This is a genomic window from Streptomyces californicus (genome assembly GCF_000717645.1).
GTDB lineage: Bacteria > Actinomycetota > Actinomycetes > Streptomycetales > Streptomycetaceae > Streptomyces > Streptomyces californicus.
This window is the reverse complement of record NZ_JNZZ01000016.1, coordinates 1-18,820: the sequence shown is the minus strand read 5'-3', so window position 1 is coordinate 18,820 and position 18,820 is coordinate 1. Positions and strand designations below refer to the sequence as shown.

Below are 18,820 nucleotides of genomic sequence, written 5' to 3'. Positions count from 1 at the left end.
GGGGCCCGGAGCCACTGGTCCTGGCTCCGCTGCTGTGTCGGACCTCTGGTCAGTCGTTCTTCTCCGGCGGGGTGAGCAGGGCGAAGAACGACTCCGCGTCCTCCACGCTCAGATTGCCCTCCGTGATCACGTACTGGCGGAGTGTGGAAAGGGTGTCCTTGGCCGGGATGTCCCAGCGCGTGTGGGACTCGCGGGTGATCTCGCCGATGTAGTAGTGGGCGGACTCGGGGTGGTGACGGATGAACCAGGCGAGCATCCCTGCCACCGGCCGGGAGACCCACAGGTGCAGCCAGTCCTTCGTCTTCGCCGACTTCTTCGGCCGGGCCTGCACCTCGCGGTTCAGGTCGATGGCCTCGGCGAAGTCGTGCAGCACCGCGTTCTCGACGGTGTGGCCGAGGAGGTGGGTGGGCAGGACGCGGTCCAGGCTGCTGACGACGTTCCAGGCCAGCGCGTCGGCGATCTCCCGGACGGAGTCCTCGTTGCGGGCGCGCAGGATCCACCGCTTGCGTACGTCCGGCCGCCCCCACAGGGTGCCGTGGAAGTCGGCGGCGAAGTGGTCGCGGACCTCCGCAGCACCGCGCGACAACTGGTCGCGGTCGTCGGCGGACATGGTGGCCCGGACGCCCTCGTGGGAGCGCTGGCGTGCCTCGACCCAGTCGTCGGCCACGGCCCGGGCCCACTGGTCACGACCACCGACCAGGGCCTGCGGCTGGGGCACCTCGCTGTTGCCGCGCGAGATGTGGGCCCGCAGCGTCGAGGCGGTGATGCCGACGAGCACCGCGACAGCGCCGAACAGGCCCGCCGGAACAGTGCCTCCAACCGTGAGCACGCCGAACTGCTCGTAGCCACGGCCGAAGCGGCCCCGGCGAACACCTCCTCCTCGGAGGGAACCCGATGACCCATCACGTCATCCCCGACCACGCCGCGCTCCTCACCCCGGCGGTCGTCCTGGAGTTCTCCGACGACCTCCGCTCCGCCGACGTCGGGCCGCCGCAGGGCTTCCTCGTCGCGCGCCTCGGCGAGATCGCCCGGGCACAGCCGGAGGGAACCGACGCCCGCTGGGCAGCCGAGCACCTCGCCCGGACCATCGACGCCGACTGCCGCGATCTCGACGACGCCCTGGTCTCCTGGGATGCCGAACTCACAGAGGGGGACATCAAGCAGGTGGGGCTCGTGCAGACCCTTCGCCAGAGCCTGCCGACCGACTGGAACCGGCTCGTGGAGACCGCTCAGCGCTTCGCCAGCCACCCCGACCACCTCCCCCGCTGGCACCGCCTGCGCTACAGCTGCGCCGAGCACGCCGAGTTCGTCGAGCAGACCCTGGGCGACGCGAATGACAGGCACCTCCTGCACCGGAACGGGGCATGACGCACAACGGCGGCGTACCCTTCCAGCACGCCGCCCCCACCGAGGACGACGCCACAGTCCGCGGGTACCTGGCCGCCACGACCGGACCGGTGGCGGCGGTGCCCCGGACGGACACCCGCCTGCCGGTCACCTGGGCGCGCTCCGAGCCGATGCCGACGGCGGCCTGGAGCGCGTTCCACCGGTTGCGGGAGTCCTGGTCCAGGGCGGCACGCTCCAGCAGCACCGAGGCGGCGTCGCGAACCGTGGGGCCTGGCTGGTCTTCGAGGACGAAGCCGGCTTCTCCATGACGCCGTCGCACGCGAAGACATGGTCGCCACGCGGCCGCACCCCGGTGGTCCAGGTCCGCAGCCGTTCCCGCCGCCGACTCTCCATTGCGAGGCATCCACACGGGGCTTGCGCCGGCGGCGGGGCGCACCGCCGCCTTCCTTCTACCGCCAGGCCCGGCCCCCCGTTCGTCGTCGCGCTGTGGTCGAACGGTCTCGCTGACGAGGGCCTCCGCTTCGGCAACTGCCAGCAGGGCGCGGACTCTCCCGGGGATCGGTCTGTGCGAGGGGATCGCGGAACCGTCTGCTCAACTCGTACGGCCGTGGCTGAGTATCCGGGTGGCGACATCCAACGGGTCGGCCCAGACGCCCCCGGGGCGCGGATCATCGGAGCGGCTGCGCATTTCCCGCACCTTGTCCCACAGGGCCGCGGGGTCCTCGTCGGCGTGGGTGCGGGTCAGTAGACCGGTCCGCTCCAGCATGTCCATGCGCTCGGCGAATCCGGCGCGCACCGCCCGGCCGGGGTCCGGGGTGACGGAGGCGATGACCGGCACGCCGTTGGCGACGAGTTCGCAGCCGGTGAAGCCCAGCGCGTCGGCCAGTACGACATCGGCGGCCCGGTAGTACAGCTCCGGCCGGTCGGTCCGCCCGACCCATCGGACGTTGGGGGTGGCGGGGGCTCGCCCGCGTGTGGGGGGCGGGTCCGCCAAAAGGAGCAGCTGATCCGTCGGGGCGGCGTATCTGCTCCACGCCTGGAGCGCCTGCAACTGGATGCGCAGGGCGGCGATACGGTCTGGGCGACCGCCCGCCGCCACCGTCATGACGAGCGCGTCCTCGTCGAGCCCGAGTGCCTTGCGGGCATCCGCCCGCTGTGGTGCGAAGGCGTCCACGAGGGGTCCGCAGAACCACACCGGTGCGGTCGTGGCCGGTGGGACCGGATGTGCCTCGGGAAAGTCCGGGACCACCACCTCCAGCGCGTCGTCCATGATCGAGTCGGCGTCGCGCTGGCCGTACTCGGCGAAGAACCAGTCCGTGATCAGCACGTTCGGAACGTCGAGGACATGGCGGCAGAAGCCGGGTACGGTCAGGAACTCGTCGCTCACCACGAGGTCGGCGTCGGCACGCTCGTACAGGAATCGCCACACGCGCCAACTCGCGGCCTCACTCATGTCGTCGGCGTCGTCGAAACCGAGGTCGACGGCCTCGACGCCGCGGGAGCGGTAGTAGTCCGCTCCGCTCCCGGCCGAAGCCAGCCTGATCTGTATCCCGGGGTTCACCTGGCGCATCGCGGCCATGATCCTCAGGTCTCTGGCAGCGTGGCCGTAGCCATGACCGCGTGAGACAAAATTGACTCTCATCGGTAAGTTCCTCTTCAGCCGCTGAGCGACCGGTGGTCGGGGAGTCCCCCGTCACGGACAGACGCAGTGATGCCCTCGGTGAACGCCGCAAGGGCGAACGTCTGCAGGACGGGTGACAGTTCCAGGAGTCGTTCCGGCAGCATGTACTGGTCGAAGATTCCGGGCCCGATGTTGGCCAGAGCTATCTGCCCCAGTCTCCGGTCGAGCACCTCGGACGGGTCCACGGCATGGTCGCCGAGGAGCCGGCGGAGTTCGGCACCCCCCAGCCATGCGGTGATCCACAGGCTGATGATGATGTCGGGCCGCAGATCTGGTTCGGCCCGGTGCAGAGCAGCCGACCGGCGTGCCGCCGTGCGTTGCAGTGCGGCCACGTCCACGTCCCGCCGCCGCAGCGTCTCGAGGAGACCTCGCTGTGACCAGCCCGAGACGCTGCCGGGGTCCCGTTCCAGGTAGTACGGCCTTCCGTACGAGCGTGAGAAGCAGGGCAGCAGGTCCACCCGGGCGTCCACCACCGGCGCGGTGTCACTGTGGGGTGCGGTGGAGTAGCAGGCGGCCAGCCGCAGCCCCATCGGGGTATTGCCGGTGAGACTTACCTCGGTCGCGTGCTGGACCAGATTCGGAACGGTCACGTATTCGGGGACCCCGAGCCTGCGCAGCACGCCGGCGATCATGACGTCGTCCTGCGGAACCTCCGGTCTCGCTCTCGCCAGTTCACGGGCCGCCTCCGCCGGCAGAACGAGTCCGATACAGGGTGTGTACGGGTCGCACACCTCGGCGAAGGGTTGTCCGAGCCAGGCCGTGAGGTGGACGGCGGACGACGTGGCCGAAGCCCATTCCGCGTAGAGGCTGATCGCGGCGACCGGTCGCTCACCGACCATACGCAGCACACGTTCCCGCAGGTCCGCGACGGGAACGGCGTCGTCCTGAAGGACCAGGTGGTGGGTGGCATGGTGGGCCACTGTCCCCCAAGCGAGCACTGCGGTCCTCGCCGAACAGGAGCCGGCGCCGTAGGGGTCGGGATCCTCGACGACCTGGAGGCTCAACTCCGGAAGGCTGTCCCTGAGTGCGAGGGCTCTCGCCCTGCGGGCGGGGTGGGTCATGATCGCCGCAGAGAGTCTGATGGGGGAACTCATGGCGTTGTACCCGCCTCGGACAGGTCCTCGTCGCGCATGCGCAGGAGGTCGGAGTACCGGCCGGGCGTGGTACGGAGCTCGCCATGGGTGCCGTTCTCCGCGACGAGCCCTTCCGCGAGAACCACCACCCGGTCGGTGTCCTTGACTCCGGACAGCCGGTGGCTGATGACGACCGTGGTCCGGTTGCCGCGCAGTTCCTCCAGTGCTGCCTGAACTGTTCGTGCAGTCGCCCAGTCCAGAGCGCTTGTCACCTCGTCGAGCACGACGACGGGTGCGTCCGACAGCAGTGCGCGGGCCAACCCGAGCCGCTGACGTTCGCCGCCGGAGAGCTGGTAGCCCCTTTCGCCGACCGAGGTGTCCAGTCCCTCGGGGAAGGAGGAGACGAGATCGTCGAGGGCCAGTCTGGACAGCACCTCACGCAGTTCGGCCTCGGTGGCACCAGGGCGTGCGAGGAGGAGGTTGTCCCGGAAGGAGGCGTTGAAGATTCCGGGCTCCTGGGGCACCAGCAGGACCGTTTCGGACGGCTTCTCATCTCCGCTGGACACCCGGATCGTACCGGCGCCGGGCTCCAGCAGTCCCGCTATGAGGTAGCCCAGGGTGCTCTTTCCGGAGCCGGTCGGACCCACGATGATGGTGGTGGAACCGGCGGGGAAGTCCAGGTCGATCCCGCGTAGTGTGCTCCTGCCGCTCTCCGGATAGCGGTAGGAGACCTCGCGCAGTGTGATGCCTGCCGCGGGTACTTGGGTCCCGGTGTGGGGGTTCCGCGGCGCGGGGAGGGCTGCCGTCGGCCCGAGGTCGATGTACTCGAAGATCCGGTCGAAGTGCGCCAGTGACCGCCGCACGGACGTGCTCAGGCCGAGCAGTGCCTGGATGGGCTGCGCGAGCTGGAGTTGCAGCACGACCAGCACGATCGCGGTGCCGATCGACAGGCTGGTGAAGCCGCCGCCAGCCATCCAGTAGACCACCGGCGGGATCGCCGCGAAGGAGACGCTGATGATCGACTCCGCGCTGGTCGCCATGGAGCGCTCACGGATCGTCAGGTCGGCGATGGCCGACGACGACGCGCGGAACCGGTCCCGCTGGCCGTCCCAGCAGCGCAGCGTACGTCCCATGAGGACCCCGGGCAGAGAGAGGTGCTCTCCGGTCAGGCGCATCATCTCCGATGTGTGCTCCTGTGCCTCGACAGCCAGGAGCCGTTGTCGTTCGGCGTAGTGCTGGTTCATGATGACCAGCCCCAGTGTGAGACCGATCGCCACCACGGCGACGGGCCAGCTGAGGATGAGCATGGCGGTGCCGATGGTGATCACCATCGTCAGTGCCCCGAGTGCGTGCTGGGCGGTGAAGGTGATCACATCGGAGATGCCACCGATGTCGCTGGCCAGCCTTGTCTGCACCTCTGCTCCCGACCGGCCGGCGTGGAAGGTGATCGGCATCGACTGCACTCGCTCGTACACATCCACCCGCAGACCGTGGACCACCCCGAGTCCGATCGAGTTCGTCAGCCGGCTCTGTAGGTAGAAGAAGCCGCTCTGGGCGATCCCTACGGCGAGCATGCCCAGACACATCCACATCAGCAGCTCACGGTCGCGCTGGGGCACCGCCTCGTCGACGATGACGCGAAGGAACAGCGGCCCGCTGATCCCGAGCCCCGTGGACACCACGACGGTCAGCAGGGACAGCGCGAAGCCGCCCTTGTGGGCGGCGAATCGCCGCAGTACGCGCCGGCCGAGAGCGCGCATCTGTATCCGCTCGCTGTCGTTCACGACCCGGACTCCTGCGGAGCTTCGGCAGGGTGCCCCAGCACAAGGGTGAACAGGTGCCTCGCCGGTGTACCGGTGTACCGGCGCACGATGCGGGTCACCTCGGGTGAGGAACGGCCGTACACGCTGCCGCCGAGACCCGCCGCGACCGCCGACAGCCAGGCGTTGTAGCCGAATGCCGACGCACGCAGAAGCGCCCGCCGGTAGTCCGCGCCGGCGTCGTCGGACCCGGTGTCGATGTCGTCGGTGATCTTCGCGCAGATCAGGATCGTTGCCGGGCCCGGGGCGTAACGCGTAGCGAGCAGGGCCGGTTCGGGGCCGTCTCCGTGGTCGGTGAACTCTCCCGAGAGGGGCTCGCCCGCCGTGGACCGCCGCGGGATGTACTGGCGCAGCCGTGCTGCCGAGGTGCCTGTGACGCCGTTGACGAGCCATGCCTGCGGGGTGGTTGCGGCCGTACCGTGCGGCCACATCTGCCGGTCGGTCGACGTGGCCAGATCCAGAAGGGTGGCGAGGCTGGTGTCGGGCACCGAATCCTGGCGGAACCGGCGGATTGATCGACGGGCTGTCAGTACATCGTGGAGCGGCACGCTCCTGGAGATGCGGGAGGTGTCCTGGGCCGATGCCCCGTCGGGAGGCATGTGCTCGGCGGGGCGGTCGGCGGGGGCTAGAGCCCGCTTCGCCAGAGACCACAGCTCGGTCTCATCGATCAGTGGCATCGCGCGCTCCGCGGGGTCCACAGGCCGGCCACAGCCATGACCTGTTCGCCTTCCTTGAGTTCCAGCAGTGTCGGCAGCGTCGGCTGCCAGCGGTCGTTCACAGTGAGGCGTGCTCCTCCGTCGGTGGCCACCGCGTGCAGTTGCGCGAGGGCGCACCCTGCGTCGAGATGTCCCAGCCTGAGAGCGAAGGTGCTGTATTTCAGCTTCAGTCTCCAGAGCGCGCCCACGACGACCAGAACGACGTCCGGACTGTCCGAGGTCCCGGTCGCGTCGAGTATCGACCGCCACAGAGCGGGCCCGTGGGTCCGGCGGGTGACGAGGAGCTGGTGAGCGATGTCGTCGTACTTCAGGAGGGTGTGCGCGGGCAGTCCGGAGACCGTGTCCGCGCACATCAGATACAGCTCGACCGACGCGAGGTTTCCCCCGGAGGCGGTCCATCTGAGGAGTTCGCCGTCCCCGCGTCGTCCCGCCACCATCGCCGCCAGGTCGGCGACGAACGCCGTGTCGGCGCTCCCCTCTGTCCCGGAAGGGCCCGCCTCAGACGCGGCTGGCACCCCGTCACCGGTCGGGGTTACGGAGTTGGCCGCCGGTGGCAGTGGTATCACCGGTGCGGTGGCGAACGACTCGCGCTCCTTGCCCAGCGCCGTCAGGCGCTTCTCCCGGCTGGCGGTAACCGGGAGCTGGGGCCGGTCGGCGAGGGGGTCCGCGGCGACGATGTCCTCGTACGCCTCAAGTACCGTTGCATGCTCCCCTGAGCGGCGGGACGTCGTCGCGCACCGTGTGCAGCCTGCCTCGGCAGCGACCGCGTACCGCACCACGGTGGAGTCCGGCAGGGTCCAGCGGACGAGGGTCTGACTGGTGCGCGTGTTGTCGATGTCGGCCAGATAGGCCAGCGCTTCACCCACCACCAGTCCGGCGGCGACCGATTCGGTGGCGGTGTCGGCGGGGGCCGGCTGTTCGCTTCCGAACTCAGCGAGGTAGCCGCTGGTGAAGCAGCGTCCGCACGGCATCGCTCGCGGATGCACCAGCGGACCGAGATCGACCTGCCCCTGGTGCGCCGCGTAGTGCAGTACTGCGATGTCGCGGGCCGCGCAGTCGTCGGTGAAGTCGTCCGTGCCGTCAATAGGGCGGGGCGGGCCGTACAGCACCACGAGGCTGCCCGCCGCTTCCCGCAGGCTGTCGAGCACCTCGTTTCCGACCCCGGCCGGCGTGGACGCGCTGTGCACTGCTCCGACGCCGCTCATCGCCAGGTCGTCGCGGATGGCTTCCGTGTGGCTCGGTGGGGCGACGATCAGCACCGCGCATCGAGACAGGCGTTGCAGTACCTCAGAGGCGTCGCGGAACGAGGCCGAGGTACCGGCATTCAGTTCCAGGTAGTCGACGACGCCGGCCGCCAGCGGGCTCGGCGACGAGGCCTCCCCGGAGAGGACGAGGCCCTGCTTCACCAGCAGTGCCACGGCCTGGGCCACTGCCTCGTACGGAAGGTCCGTCGCTTCGGCGAGGTCGCCGATCGTGCGGCGGCCGTCCATCGCCGACGCGATTGGCAGCAGGAGTCGCAGGGCGTCCCCTCCGCCGATCCTCTTGCGTATCTGTCCGGCCGAGAAGACGACCTGGCCGTCGGCGGCGGAGACCGCCACCCCTCCGCGCAACCTGGGCCGGAGACCGCCTGCTGCGAGGGAACTATCGGTGCTCGTCATGAGTGACGCCTCCCACGGTGCGGAACAGGTGATTGAGCTGTTGCGACAGGAGCGTGCGTTCGGTCTCGTCGCCGCAGTGCGGGCAGCCGTGGCAACCGATCACCTGGTCCGAGCGGATCCCCGCCGTGCGGAGATCGACGGTGACCACCCGTCCGCGAACCTGCTCGGCCAGCGACAGGCTTATCAGGCCCACGGCGATGCGGGCCTGATGCGGCAGGACTCCGGCTGCTGCCTCGATGCCGAGTCCTTCCTGCGCCGACGCTGGGGCCGGGGCGTGCGAACAGTCCGGTGCGTGGGCGTGGGCGTGGGCGTGGTCGTGGTTGTGCTCGTGCTTGTGTGCGGATCCCTGAAGGGGCGCCGGCTTATCGGCGTGCTGGTCCTCACGGGCGTAAAAACAGTCCAGGCAGGGGTCGGCCGCAGGATCGAAGTACGGTCCCACTCTGATGACGGGGTGATCGAACTCCACGAGGAGCCACGGCTTTCCGGTCTCGGAGGCCATCTGCCGGAATCGGCGTGCCAAGCGCCGGGCGGGATGGTCCAGTACCAGCACGGCTGCATCGGTATCGGCGAGCATGTCGCCGGTAATCTCCGGACCGACCCGGGTGATGGCCAGGCCCGAGATGTTCGGCAGCAGTTCGGACACCCGGGCGCCGAAAGCCCCGGTACCGAGGACGGACAGACGGTTCAGGCGAACGGTTGCGGACACGGGTTCAACTCCTCGACAGGCAGTACGCGATATCCCATGGCCGCAGGTGCGGAGTAGAGCCGAGGATGCGCGTGATACTGGGCGAGCGGCACCAGGGACATGGGCTGCAGGTCCGGGATGACCACGGTCGCCGAGTACAGTCCGACCGAGGCAAGTTCTGTCGTCGTCCGGTCCACGGCGATCACCGGCATGTCCAGCTCGGCGAACCTCCGGACAGCGCGGGTCAGCCCCTCAGTGACATCGGCGGCGTAACGGCCGCGGTCCTGGAACGAGGGCCGGTCGGGGTGGTCGTCGGTGAGGAATGCGAAGTGCCCGGCGTTCTCCGGCTTGCCCATGTACTTCGCGCCGTCCGAGATATCGGTGTAGTCGGCGAAGGACTCGGGCTCCTCCCACTCCGCGTGCAGCGAATCGCGGAAGCAGGTGACTTCCAGCAACGCCTTGTACGCGGCATCCTGAATCGTGAGCCCGGTGCCGCACCCGACCATGGTGCGTATCGTCTGGTCATGCGGCGCGGTCTGCAGGCAGTACACCGTGGGCAGACCGATGTCACTGGTGGCATCCAGGAGCACGGTGTCGAGGAAGCGGTCGTGCGCCCACGCGGTCAGGGTGAGTTCCCGCTCATCCAGCACGTCGAAGGGAATGTGCGGCAGCGGCAGCTTCTGGAGCCACAGAACGGCGATCATGTCCCGTTCGACGACCTCGCTCATGCCACCGAAGACAGCGCTCGCGGGATCGGTGTGCACGGCGCAGCCCGTCGAGATGCTCGCTACGAAGCGCTCGGCCGGGAATCGGCGCCCCGACCGGTAGGCCGCCATGGAGAGCGGCAGCCAGGTGGGGTCTCCGTCCCGGAGATCCACCCCCCGCACCCACCTGATCGGTGCGGCCGGATCGAACGGAACGAGGGGGCACTGCGGATGCGCGTACTCCGCGTCGGACAGACGCGGAATACGCGACCAGTCGAGCACCCTGCCATCGAGATCGTGCGCGGCGGCGGTCACTACGCCTTCCGTGCCGAACTGCGCCCCCGAGTAGCGCTCGCACCCCTCGGCGATGGCGAGCAGGCGTGCCCTGTCCTTGTCTCCCAGCGCATGTCCTCCGGCCACAACTCGGTCGTCCGAATGTGCCTCGAAGCCCGGGAATGCGCTGCCGAGATCGACACCGTAGGAGCTCAGCTCCGGCAGACCTCGATAGCGGGACGGGGAGAGGTCGAAGGCGTCCCCGACGACGCCGTAGCGCGAGAGCAGCGGGTCAAGCTGTTTCATGTTCACGTCATCCAGGTCAGGTAAAGAACACGGATTCCTTGTCCGGGTGGTACCCGTCGGCGGTACCACCGCCGACGGGCCGATTCGCTACCTACCGCCTCGACCGACGGGGCCGGCCAGGTAAGGAACTAGCAGCACGCGCTGCCACACGTAGCGCACTTCCAGCCGCCGCTCATGCAGTTCAGACCGCAGCCGACACAGCCGGCACAGTTACAGCCGTTGCCACCGCAGTCCGTGAGGATGCGTGAGGGGTCCGCCGGGCCCGCGATCAGATCGCGGACGAGGTCCTCCCAGGACTCGTCGGCGTCGCCGACGACGAGGTCGACCGCCCCTCCTGGCGTTGGATCGGTGTCAAGCATCTGCTCTTCCCTTCTCTCGCGAACAGCACGTCATCTCTGGTGCAAAAGTGTCTGATCGGCGCACCGGAGTCAGGCTCAACATAGGGTCGCTGATCACTGTCCAAGCTCAAGAAGGTGTGAAGGAAATATGAGGTGCCGAACAGTTGCGCCGTCGGCTTTTATGTGTGCAAAGGTTTATGACGGACCATCGGATAGTGATTTTAGGGCACTGCGGCTGTTTCCCCTGGTGAGGGATGAGAGTGAGAGCCGATTGCTTCGTAAACGAGATAGACCACGGAGCGGGCCAGGACTCACGCCGACCTCGGGGCGGTCGAGCCCGGGCAACACCGGGATGGCCGCCTCCCACCTGCATGTCCGAGGGTCGCCACGCGTTCCCGCTACGTTCCGCGAGCGCTGACCCGGCTGTAGCACTGCAGGAATCTGACGGACGGGCGTCACCTCTTGAGCCGGAAGGACTCCTATGGCCGCCACAGTCGAAGGGGGAAACGGTGAGTCGGTCGGCTCCAGTACCTTGACCGTGATGAAGACCTGGTGGTGACGGGGGCGGGGCCCTGGAATATCATTTTTTAGGTTGAAACTGGAGCCAGACCTTGCCTGCCTGGGGTGTATGCCCGGAAGCAGTGCGTCCGTGCGTCGCCGGTTTCGCGGAATGTCTTCAGGGCCGCAAGGGGTCGGTGCTTGGCTGCTGAGGTTGAACGCGTGTTGTTGTAGGCGCTGAGGGTGGTCGTGTGCTGCGGTACGGCTGAGACATTCGGTGTGCACCACGAGGCAGTGGATGCTGCAGGCCAGTTCTCTCCTTCCGGAAGAGTGCGGGGTGCGGCGGGCGAGGTGGGCGGTGGCGAAGCCCATGGCCCAGGTGGCCAGTCCGGTGGCGAGGAAGACCGGGAGCTGTGAGTCGAGGGCGCACGCGGGTGGGACGAAGCGCCAGGTGCCGCCCATGTAGAAGGTGTTGCCGAGCGCGCCGACGGCACCGGTGAGCAGGGAGACGGCGACGGGCAGGGCGAGGAGGGTGGTGGAGCGCGCGTCGCTCTCGGTGTTGCGGAGCATGAAGGCGACCAAGGCGAAGCCGGTGGCCAGGGCTGTGAAGAAGGACAGCAGGCTGATGGCGCGGGCGGCGGCCATGGCCCGGTATCCGCTGATCATGTCCTCGGCCAGGGAGACGATGGCGAACAGCGGAAGCACGAGGATGAGGTTGCCGGCCAGGGTGCTGGCCGCTTCCGAATGGCTGTAGATGCCGAGGCCGACGAGCGCGGTGACGAGGGCCACCAGGACGGCGACGCGCGCGGCGGTCACGAAGAATCCGGCCAGGCGCGTGACGGCGAGAGCGCGCTCCACGGCGGCCGCGACGAGGAAGAGTACGGGGGGTATCAGGGCGGCGCGCAGGGTCCCGGCGGCCAGCAGGCACAGCATGGAGGAGAGGAGCGCGCCGCCGGCCTGAGACTGCCACCACGAGGGTGCGGGGCTGTTCTCAGCCCGATCGAGGGCTTGGCGGGCCTGGTCGGGGGTGTGGTGGCCTGCGGCGATGTCGAGGACGAGGAGGTCGAGCTGGGCGAGGTGGCGCAGGTTGCGGGTCTCCTCGGAGCCGATGACCTCCATGAGGGCCAGCGGGTCGTAACCCTGGGAGATGTACTGCAGCGTGATGATCCGGGCGTTGATGTCGGCGGTGACCTCGCGCATGCCCTGGGCGGCGGCGACGGCGAGGACGGCCGCTTCGATGTGCTGGGTCTCGGCCCCGGCCCGGAACAGAGCACGCCCGACTTGGGCGGCCAGAGCGAGGATGCTCTGGGCCTCGGTGCGGGGCACAACGCGCGCTGCGGGGAAGGAGATGTGTTCGTAGGGGGTTCCGCGCAGCAGTTTCGCCAGGGCGGTGCTGGTGGCGTCGTGCTCGCCGGCCGGGTGGGGTGCGGGGTGCGGCGGGCGGGGCATGCGGAACTCCGGGTGCTGGGTTGGCCGGCGGATTGGCGGGAACGGAGCGTCGCCGTACCGGTCGGGGTCCGGTACGGCGACAGCTGTGGGGCGGCGGCGGTCAGTTCCCGGTCGAGGACCCCTGCCATTCCTCGACGTACTGCTCGAAGACGGTCCGCATGTGGTGGCCGATCTTGAGGTCGTCGAGGTCGTCGAGGTTGGCGAGGGAGACCCGGGCGGACCATTCGGGGCCGTCGAAGCCGCCGCCGTTCATGAGGACGACGCCGGGCACAACCACGCCTCCGCCCGGACAATGGAACGCGCCGGCCTCACCGAGGAGGGCTACATCCGCGAGCACATCCAGCGCGCCGGCCAGTGGCGGGACTCGGTGACCCACTCCATCCTCGACCACGAGTACCAGCAGGACGAGCCCGGCCCCCGGCGAGTAGAGAAGCGGTGACCGGTGAACTCACCCAGAGCCGCACTGCCACCGTGGCCTCGGCAGCGGTACGCGGGCGTGCGATGCCGAGGTACTGGGGCGGGTCGATACACCCGGCCTGAGCCGGGGCACTCGTAGCCGGCCGTGCGCTTGCGCTGTACGCGCCGCCAGGCAGCATGAGGCGGTGACGGGAGGAGGGAGTAAGGCCGCAGGTGGACTCCGGGTCCCGGAGCCGCAACGATGAGAAGCTGACCGGCTGCATCCACAGAAGGTGCACGCGGCCGACGCCCTGCACGATCCAGCCTGACCGACCCCTCGGGGGACGCTCGATCAGCAGGGCGGGACCTCGGCATCGAGCACGCCGGTTTTCTGCCATTCCATCATCCAGGGTTGATCGTTGCTCCCGGGCGGCAGCGGACTGCGACCACCGATCCACCAGTCGCGCACCCAACGCAGGTTCTGCGTAGACGCTTCTGTGCGTCCGCGTCGGCGGTGTACGGCGAAGCAGTGATGCGACGGGTTTCGTTCACGCCACGTCCTCTCCGGACCCTGAAGCGTGTGCTTAGCATCCTTTTGGCTGCAGAAGCAGACCAATCGGCTCGGGAAGGATGCACGGCTAGATCTGGCACATGCTCCGCCGGCCGGGCGCGGCCGAGGAGTGGGCCCGCCTGGCGCGGGTCTTCGACGCGCTGCCGCTGCGGGAGCAGCGGGCGGCGACCCGGCGGGGCGCTGAGACGGGGGAGTGCTGGGCGGTGGTGCTGGAGGGTCCGACGACCCCGAGGCCGGAGCTGACCGTCATGCGCGTCACCCCGGCGTGACCGTGGACCGGCGCGGCTGCCGCCGGGCATGCTGGTGAGAGCCGGGCAGTCCCGGCCTTCTGCCCCGCGTACGCGGGGACGGCGTCTCAAGCCAGCCGCACTCCGTGTGCGGGTCTGGGCGCATCCCCGTCCCCTCGCGGCAGGAGGGCCCGCCATGTCCGACCTCACCCCCACGCAAGATCCCCTCGACGCGACCGTGGCCGCGCTTGCTGCCGCGTATCCCCGCCTGCGGCGGGCCGATCCGATGGTGCCCGCCGCCCCGCTGGCCGAGGTCCGGCTCACCCCGTCAGGGACCGCCCGCTACCGGTGGAGCGGCTACGACATCCACGTGACGGCCGGTCATGAGGACCACCTCGACCGCGACCCCGACAGCACCATGCTGCACCGGCAGATCCGCGCGCATGCCACTCTCCTCGTCCCCCAGCCCCTCGGTGCCGAGGCGATCGGGCATGTCGAGTGGGAGATGACCAACCCCCGGCCCCAGCTTGTCTTTCCCGCCGCGCTCGCCGTGGCGACGGCGGACAAGGGCGACCCGCGATTCGCCGCCGCTGTCCTGTCGACCGTCGCCCAGGCCCTCACGTACGCACGCCTCGCCACCGCTCACGCCGCCGCCCACATCCCCGGGACCCCGGGTGCGGGTACCCGGGCATGAGGAAAGGGGGGCCGCCGTACGGCGGCCCCCCTCTGAGGCTGGCGTCACCCCCGCACCCGGCGGGAAGGGGGCTGCTGCCGGACCGTCGCATCTGCGGCGCCCACGGTGTCGTTCTGATCGGACCACCCCCGCACGCGCGGGGACTCTGAGGGTGACAAGCCCACTTGGGGCCTCTGCAAGGACCACCCCCGTGCGGGGCGGGTAAGACGGGTTGAGCATGCCACGGGTGCGGGCGGCGGGTCAGGCGGACGGGGAAGTCCGTGCCGGGGTGGGTAGGGTGCAGGTCAGCTCGTGCCGTATGGGTGTACGGGTGAGGTCCGGGTCCCCAGAGTACGGCCAGGACCCCGGGTGCCGGTGGCGGCTCTTGCCACCTGCATCCGGCCCCGCCTGTCGGACGCGTGCGTGGGGTCAGTCGTCGTCGGGTGCGCTGCCGATCCAGGCGACCGGTGTGCCGTCGGGAGTGGTGCCCCAGTGCGGAGTGCGGGTCTCGTGGCCGGTGTCCTGTACGCAGATGCGCCCCCACCGGCCGTGCTTCCCCCCCGCACACCTGGGTGAGGACCGTGAGGTCTCCCGTGCGTACAGCGGTCTCGTACCGGTCCTGGAGGACCTGGAGTTCGGCGTTGAGCTCTTGCCCGGCCCGGGTCTCCTCGTCCTGGATCAGTGCGCCGATGCGCTGTACTTCCGGATCGGCCAGGATCGCCGCGATCCTCTCGGCGCGGCGGAAGCGGTCGGTGCTCACGTGGGGTTTCCCTCGGCCGGGGGGCGGGTGCGGTGGGCGGCCCAGTCGGGGTCGCGTGCGGGGGGCGGGTGGTTGCTCGGGGTGCGCAGGCTGGTGCGCGGCGCGGTGAGGAGGTGGGCCAGGGCGAGGGCGGCTTGGCGGAGGTGTCCGCCCCTGGCCCAGGGTCCGGTGTGGCGGATCTGGTCGGCGGTCCAGTCACCGAGCCGCCGCCAGGGGCGCAGGCGGCCCAGGAGGTACCCGGCCGCCAGCGCCACGGTGAGGGCGAGGGCGGTCACTCGGCGGCCCAGTCGAGGCCGAGCGCGGCGAACCGCGCGCGCTGACCATCCGTCAGCCGGGTGCGGCGGGTCTTGCTGTTGGACAGGAAGACCCCGGGCTTGACCTCGTACTCCTGGCCGTCGATGACGACGGTCTCGATGTGCTGGCGAGGGACTTTCAGGTGTCCCTCCCGGGCGGCGTACTGACCGAGCGCGGCGATTCCCCGCTCGAACGTGGACACCGTCGGCGTCGCCGCCGGCTTCGGCTTCGGCTTCGGGGCGGGGGCGGGCGGGGGTGTGAGGCCGAGGGTCTGGAGGCGGGTGCGCTGCTCGGGCAGCAGTCCCGCCCACACCGTGGGGTCGGCCTGCCGGGTGAGCCAGGCGCCGACGTCGACGCCGTGGACGGTGCTGCCGGGCAGGATGGTGTCCGCGCGGATCGCGCCCTGCTCCTCGCTGAGGAGGTCGCGGGTGGCGGCGTAGGCGCGCTGCCAGTCCGCCGGCCACGGCGGGCACCACTCCGGGTCGATGGCCTCCAGGGCCCGGCGGCGCTCGTCGGCCCGTACGGGGTCCGATCCGAGTCCGCCGGGGCGGCGCAGGTTGGTGAGCGCCTGCCCGATGCGTACGCCGTCGATGACGAGGGAGCGGGGCAGGGCGAGCGTCCGGTAGGTCCCGAAGGCGGTGCGGGCGGCGGTGACGACCCGCCAGAAGCCTGCGTCCGCGACTTCCCAGATCATGCCGGTCTCGGTCAGGAGGTCGTAGCGCCAGGGGCGGAGCGTGCCCTCCTTGAGTGCGCGGCGCTGCCGGAAGACCCACTGGCCCAGCCCGAAGACGCGGCCGTCGGCCAGCTCGACGGTGGCGGTCCGGGGGACGCGGGCGTGGCCGTGCTCGCGGACCCAGGTGCGCAGTGCCTGGTAGCCGGTGAGCCAGATCTCGGATTCGGGGCGCAGGACTCGGGTCCGCAGGAAGAGCGCGACGCCCTGGACGTCCTCGCGGGGGAGGGAGAACCGCAGCAGCGGCGTCGTGCTGCTGGCCGTGATGCCGGGGGCCGCGTCGGTCTCCTCGTCGTCGTCCTGGTCGTCCCGATCGTCGGTGGCGGGTGCGGCTTCCTCGCCGTCGTCGGCCCGCTCGTCCTCGTCCTCGTCCTCGTCCTGGTCCTGGTCCTGGTCGGTGGTGTCGGTCGGGGCCTGCGGGTCGAGGGCGAGGACGGAGGTGATGGTGCCGCGTGCGGTGGTGGTGGGCAGGGCCAGGCGCTCGATGACCCGGTCGTCGTGACTGCGCAGGCCCTGGAGGATGGCGACCAAGCCCCGGTAGCTGGGGGAGGCGATCATGTCGCCGGGGTCCTCGCCGGTCTCCAGGAAGACCGGCACCACGATCCGGCTGACCTTGCCCTCGCCGGGCTCCTGGCGCAGGGCCCGCCCGATGATCTGCACGATCTCCACGGGCGATGAGCGGGTGTCGGCGAAGACGACCGCGCCGACACCGCGTGCGCCCCGGATGTCGACGCCTTCGCCGAGGACCATGCACGACGCGAGGAAGGACAGCTCGCACACCCACCCCTCGGCGTCGAGGCCGTCGGCGTAGCGGGTGAGGACGTCGCGGCGGTGGGCGGCCGCGTGCTCTCCGGACAGCCAGTCGGAGCCGACGCGGGAGGGGTAGGCGGCGGGGTCGGCCGCATGCAGCCGCGCGGCCGTCTCCGGCAGCGCACGCGCGAAACTCATCGCCTCCAACGTCCGCGAGTGGAACGTCATGTAGCTGCGCACGCCGCTCTCGTCGGCGTGCTTGAGGAGCGCGGCCTGGAGCGCGGCGAGCCGCCGGCCGCGCCGCTCCTCGGTGCTGGCCTTCTCGCTGAGCAGGGCGGGGTCGCGGATCTCCAGCACGTCGATCTCGAAACGGGCCAGGACGCCGCGCTCGACGCTTTCCATGAGGCCGATCTCGTACAGGACGGGCCCGTACAGGGCGGTGTCGTCCATCGAGGCGACGACCCGCCCGCCCAGCGCCTCACCACCGCCGGACGTGCCGTCAGGGTCGGTCGCCGGGTTGTCGTCGGATACCGCCGCGGCGGGGCCGGCAGCCCACAGGCGCGGGGTCGCGGTCATGTACAGGCGCCGCGCGGCGGGGAAGCGCGCCTGGTCGTGGATGGCCGCCCAGCTCTTCGTGGCGTCGCCCGACGTCCGGTGCGCCTCGTCCACCACCACCAGGTCGAAGGGCGCCATTTTCTGCCCGTACGAGCCGCGCAGCGCCGTCTCCAGCACGCCGAGGGATTCGTCGTCGGCGTCGTCCAGGTCGTCGGCCAGCCCTTGCCCGGCCAGGCTCGCGTACGTGGCGAACACCAGCATCGGGCCGCTGCTGGCCCAGAGGGCGAGCTGTGTCGGGTTGGTGGTGCAGCGCACCCCCAGCGCCTCCAGCAGCGGGTCCGTGCCGAGCGAGCAGACGGCGACGGCGGGGCCGGTGTGCCCGGCCCTGCGCCACGACTCGACCGTCTGCGTCAGCAGGTCCAGCGTCGGGACGAGCACGCCGATCACCCCGGCCGGGCACAGCCGCAGCGCGGCGACGGCCGCCATGACGGTCTTGCCCGTGCCGGTGGCCATGTGGAGCTGACCGCGCACCCCGCCCACGGGCACCGCCCCGTTCCGGGGGAGGGACAGCCCGAGCACGGCCGCGCTCACGGCCTCCGCCTGGTGGGGGCGGAGGGTGATCCCGAGCCACGTCGCCGCGTCAACACCCCCGGCCTCATCCGGCCGGGGGGTGGCTCCGGGCTGTTCCCCCTGTGGTGTCTGCTGCATGCCCCTATGCTCCTCGCTACGCGCTGTCCATATCCGGTACGTCTGCTGCACAATCTAGCATCAAACCTAGGTCAGTGGTGATACACTTTTCTCGTGAATGAGAAAGTGAGCGTTGAGTCGCTGCTCGAAGAGGCCCGACTGAGCAAGGCGATGCCACCCCCGGAGGAGCGGCTGCGGCTGCGCGAGGCAGCCGGACTGACCCGCGCCCAGGTCGCTGAGGCGGTCGGCGTCGCACGCGGCACCGTCCTTGCCTGGGAGGCCGGGAAGAGCGACCCGACCCCGCCCGGCCGCCTGCCCTACCTGCGCCTGCTGGAGGGCCTGGCCGAGCTCCACCCCGCCCCCGGCGCGCCCGGTGACCCGGTCGCGGAGCTGCTGGCCGCCGCCCAGCCGAGCGCCCCACAGCCCCCGGCCCCGGCCCCCGCCCCGGTCCCGGTTCCGGCGGCGCTCGTCGGGCTGGAGACGCTGCGCGGCCCGGACGGCCGCGCGATCGAGGGCGACCCCGGCCCGTGCGTCCGCTGCGGCGTCGAGACCACCTACCAGTCCACGGACGGCCGCCCGCTCCACTCAGGGGCGATGTGCCAGCCCACCGCCCCGGCTGTCCCGCCGAC

General features: G+C 70.3%; 18 protein-coding genes and 1 pseudogene. 6 read left to right on the top strand and 13 right to left on the bottom strand.

Annotated elements, in window-relative coordinates; translation table 11 throughout:
• Nucleotides 1–49 precede the first annotated feature (49 nt).
• Nucleotides 50–829, bottom strand: a complete 780-nt coding sequence (locus IF19_RS0120520) for a hypothetical protein (RefSeq protein ID WP_199807296.1) — start codon at nucleotides 827–829, stop codon at nucleotides 50–52.
• Between the two features lie 65 nt (nucleotides 830–894).
• On the opposite strand from IF19_RS0120520, the gene IF19_RS0120515 reads away from it, so the two are divergent.
• Together IF19_RS0120515 and IF19_RS1000000138350 are read left to right on the top strand one after the other, a co-directional pair.
• The gene (locus IF19_RS0120515) at nucleotides 895–1,368 is read left to right on the top strand and encodes a hypothetical protein (RefSeq protein WP_030117694.1); all 474 of its coding nucleotides are present in this window, start codon (nucleotides 895–897) and stop codon (nucleotides 1,366–1,368) included.
• Nucleotides 1,369–1,603: 235 nt separating this feature from the next.
• A pseudogene (locus tag IF19_RS1000000138350) lies at nucleotides 1,604–1,744 on the top strand (IS630 family transposase); the annotation flags it as partial.
• A gap of 195 nt (nucleotides 1,745–1,939) precedes the next feature.
• Here the strand turns inward: IF19_RS1000000138350 and IF19_RS0120505 are convergent.
• The 10 genes from IF19_RS0120505 to IF19_RS1000000137740 form a co-directional block, all read right to left on the bottom strand.
• Nucleotides 1,940–2,917, bottom strand: a complete 978-nt coding sequence (locus IF19_RS0120505; RefSeq protein WP_223872250.1) for a glycosyltransferase family protein — start codon at nucleotides 2,915–2,917, stop codon at nucleotides 1,940–1,942.
• An 86-nt stretch (nucleotides 2,918–3,003) separates the two neighbouring features.
• Nucleotides 3,004–4,089, bottom strand: a complete 1,086-nt coding sequence (locus tag IF19_RS0120500) for a hypothetical protein (RefSeq protein WP_234313310.1) — start codon at nucleotides 4,087–4,089, stop codon at nucleotides 3,004–3,006.
• A 29-nt stretch (nucleotides 4,090–4,118) separates the two neighbouring features.
• Nucleotides 4,119–5,885 (bottom strand): ABC transporter ATP-binding protein, encoded by a 1,767-nt coding sequence (locus IF19_RS0120495; protein WP_030117691.1) that lies wholly within the window; start codon nucleotides 5,883–5,885, stop codon nucleotides 4,119–4,121.
• Nucleotides 5,882–6,598: a nitroreductase family protein gene (locus tag IF19_RS0120490; protein ID WP_030117690.1), complete on the bottom strand. Its 717-nt coding sequence runs from the start codon at nucleotides 6,596–6,598 to the stop codon at nucleotides 5,882–5,884. Before IF19_RS0120490 ends, IF19_RS0120495 begins: the two co-directional genes overlap by 4 nt.
• Nucleotides 6,589–8,295 (bottom strand): hypothetical protein, encoded by a 1,707-nt coding sequence (locus IF19_RS0120485; protein ID WP_234313309.1) that lies wholly within the window; start codon nucleotides 8,293–8,295, stop codon nucleotides 6,589–6,591. The genes IF19_RS0120490 and IF19_RS0120485 overlap by 10 nt, the downstream gene beginning before the upstream one ends.
• Nucleotides 8,279–9,001 carry a TOMM precursor leader peptide-binding protein gene (locus IF19_RS0120480; protein WP_030117688.1) on the bottom strand — a complete coding sequence of 241 codons (723 nt, stop codon included), beginning with the start codon at nucleotides 8,999–9,001 and terminating at the stop codon, nucleotides 8,279–8,281. Before IF19_RS0120480 ends, IF19_RS0120485 begins: the two co-directional genes overlap by 17 nt.
• The gene (locus IF19_RS0120475) at nucleotides 8,980–10,263 is read right to left on the bottom strand and encodes a YcaO-like family protein (protein ID WP_223857831.1); all 1,284 of its coding nucleotides are present in this window, start codon (nucleotides 10,261–10,263) and stop codon (nucleotides 8,980–8,982) included. The genes IF19_RS0120480 and IF19_RS0120475 overlap by 22 nt, the downstream gene beginning before the upstream one ends.
• Before the next feature lie 128 nt (nucleotides 10,264–10,391).
• A complete protein-coding gene (locus IF19_RS1000000137450; RefSeq protein WP_109981233.1) occupies nucleotides 10,392–10,622 on the bottom strand; it encodes a hypothetical protein in 231 nt (76 codons plus the stop codon).
• A 174-nt stretch (nucleotides 10,623–10,796) separates the two neighbouring features.
• Nucleotides 10,797–12,548 (bottom strand): threonine/serine exporter family protein, encoded by a 1,752-nt coding sequence (locus tag IF19_RS1000000135465; protein WP_050494078.1) that lies wholly within the window; start codon nucleotides 12,546–12,548, stop codon nucleotides 10,797–10,799.
• Between the two features lie 100 nt (nucleotides 12,549–12,648).
• Nucleotides 12,649–12,825 (bottom strand): hypothetical protein, encoded by a 177-nt coding sequence (locus tag IF19_RS1000000137740; RefSeq protein ID WP_169749622.1) that lies wholly within the window; start codon nucleotides 12,823–12,825, stop codon nucleotides 12,649–12,651.
• Nucleotides 12,826–12,840: 15 nt separating this feature from the next.
• Here IF19_RS1000000137740 and IF19_RS1000000137445 point away from each other — a divergent pair, with 15 nt between their 5' ends.
• From IF19_RS1000000137445 to IF19_RS0120450, 3 genes are all read left to right on the top strand, one after another.
• Nucleotides 12,841–12,987 carry a GNAT family protein gene (locus IF19_RS1000000137445; protein ID WP_191044664.1) on the top strand — a complete coding sequence of 49 codons (147 nt, stop codon included), beginning with the start codon at nucleotides 12,841–12,843 and terminating at the stop codon, nucleotides 12,985–12,987.
• 608 nt (nucleotides 12,988–13,595) lie between these two features.
• Nucleotides 13,596–13,784, top strand: coding sequence for a hypothetical protein (locus IF19_RS0120455; protein ID WP_030117685.1), 189 nt, complete (start codon nucleotides 13,596–13,598; stop codon nucleotides 13,782–13,784).
• 154 nt (nucleotides 13,785–13,938) lie between these two features.
• Complete coding sequence (locus tag IF19_RS0120450) at nucleotides 13,939–14,436, top strand: hypothetical protein (protein WP_030278045.1); 498 nt, start codon at nucleotides 13,939–13,941, stop codon at nucleotides 14,434–14,436.
• A 735-nt stretch (nucleotides 14,437–15,171) separates the two neighbouring features.
• Here the strand turns inward: IF19_RS0120450 and IF19_RS1000000138695 are convergent.
• Together IF19_RS1000000138695 and IF19_RS0120440 are read right to left on the bottom strand one after the other, a co-directional pair.
• Nucleotides 15,172–15,450: a hypothetical protein gene (locus IF19_RS1000000138695; RefSeq protein WP_050494077.1), complete on the bottom strand. Its 279-nt coding sequence runs from the start codon at nucleotides 15,448–15,450 to the stop codon at nucleotides 15,172–15,174.
• Nucleotides 15,447–18,212: a DEAD/DEAH box helicase gene (locus tag IF19_RS0120440; RefSeq protein ID WP_078580762.1), complete on the bottom strand. Its 2,766-nt coding sequence runs from the start codon at nucleotides 18,210–18,212 to the stop codon at nucleotides 15,447–15,449. Before IF19_RS0120440 ends, IF19_RS1000000138695 begins: the two co-directional genes overlap by 4 nt.
• Before the next feature lie 93 nt (nucleotides 18,213–18,305).
• On the opposite strand from IF19_RS0120440, the gene IF19_RS0120435 reads away from it, so the two are divergent.
• The coding region (locus IF19_RS0120435) for a helix-turn-helix transcriptional regulator (RefSeq protein WP_346009382.1) at nucleotides 18,306–18,820 on the top strand (515 nt) is incomplete at its 3' end.

Bases quoted from the DNA above. Each gene is read 5' to 3' on its own strand.
- IF19_RS0120515 (WP_030117694.1), top strand. From the start codon at position 895: ATGACCCATCACGTCATCCCCGACCACGCCGCGCTCCTCACCCCGGCG.
- IF19_RS0120505 (WP_223872250.1), bottom strand. From the start codon at position 2,917: ATGCGCCAGGTGAACCCCGGGATACAGATCAGGCTGGCTTCGGCCGGG.
- IF19_RS0120500 (WP_234313310.1), bottom strand. From the start codon at position 4,089: ATGACCCACCCCGCCCGCAGGGCGAGAGCCCTCGCACTCAGGGACAGC.
- IF19_RS0120490 (WP_030117690.1), bottom strand. From the start codon at position 6,598: ATGCCACTGATCGATGAGACCGAGCTGTGGTCTCTGGCGAAGCGGGCT.
- IF19_RS0120485 (WP_234313309.1), bottom strand. From the start codon at position 8,295: ATGACGAGCACCGATAGTTCCCTCGCAGCAGGCGGTCTCCGGCCCAGG.
- IF19_RS0120475 (WP_223857831.1), bottom strand. From the start codon at position 10,263: ATGAAACAGCTTGACCCGCTGCTCTCGCGCTACGGCGTCGTCGGGGAC.
- IF19_RS1000000137450 (WP_109981233.1), bottom strand. From the start codon at position 10,622: ATGCTTGACACCGATCCAACGCCAGGAGGGGCGGTCGACCTCGTCGTC.
- IF19_RS1000000135465 (WP_050494078.1), bottom strand. From the start codon at position 12,548: ATGCCCCGCCCGCCGCACCCCGCACCCCACCCGGCCGGCGAGCACGAC.
- IF19_RS1000000137445 (WP_191044664.1), top strand. From the start codon at position 12,841: ATGGAACGCGCCGGCCTCACCGAGGAGGGCTACATCCGCGAGCACATC.
- IF19_RS0120455 (WP_030117685.1), top strand. From the start codon at position 13,596: ATGCTCCGCCGGCCGGGCGCGGCCGAGGAGTGGGCCCGCCTGGCGCGG.
- IF19_RS0120450 (WP_030278045.1), top strand. From the start codon at position 13,939: ATGTCCGACCTCACCCCCACGCAAGATCCCCTCGACGCGACCGTGGCC.
- IF19_RS0120440 (WP_078580762.1), bottom strand. From the start codon at position 18,212: ATGCAGCAGACACCACAGGGGGAACAGCCCGGAGCCACCCCCCGGCCG.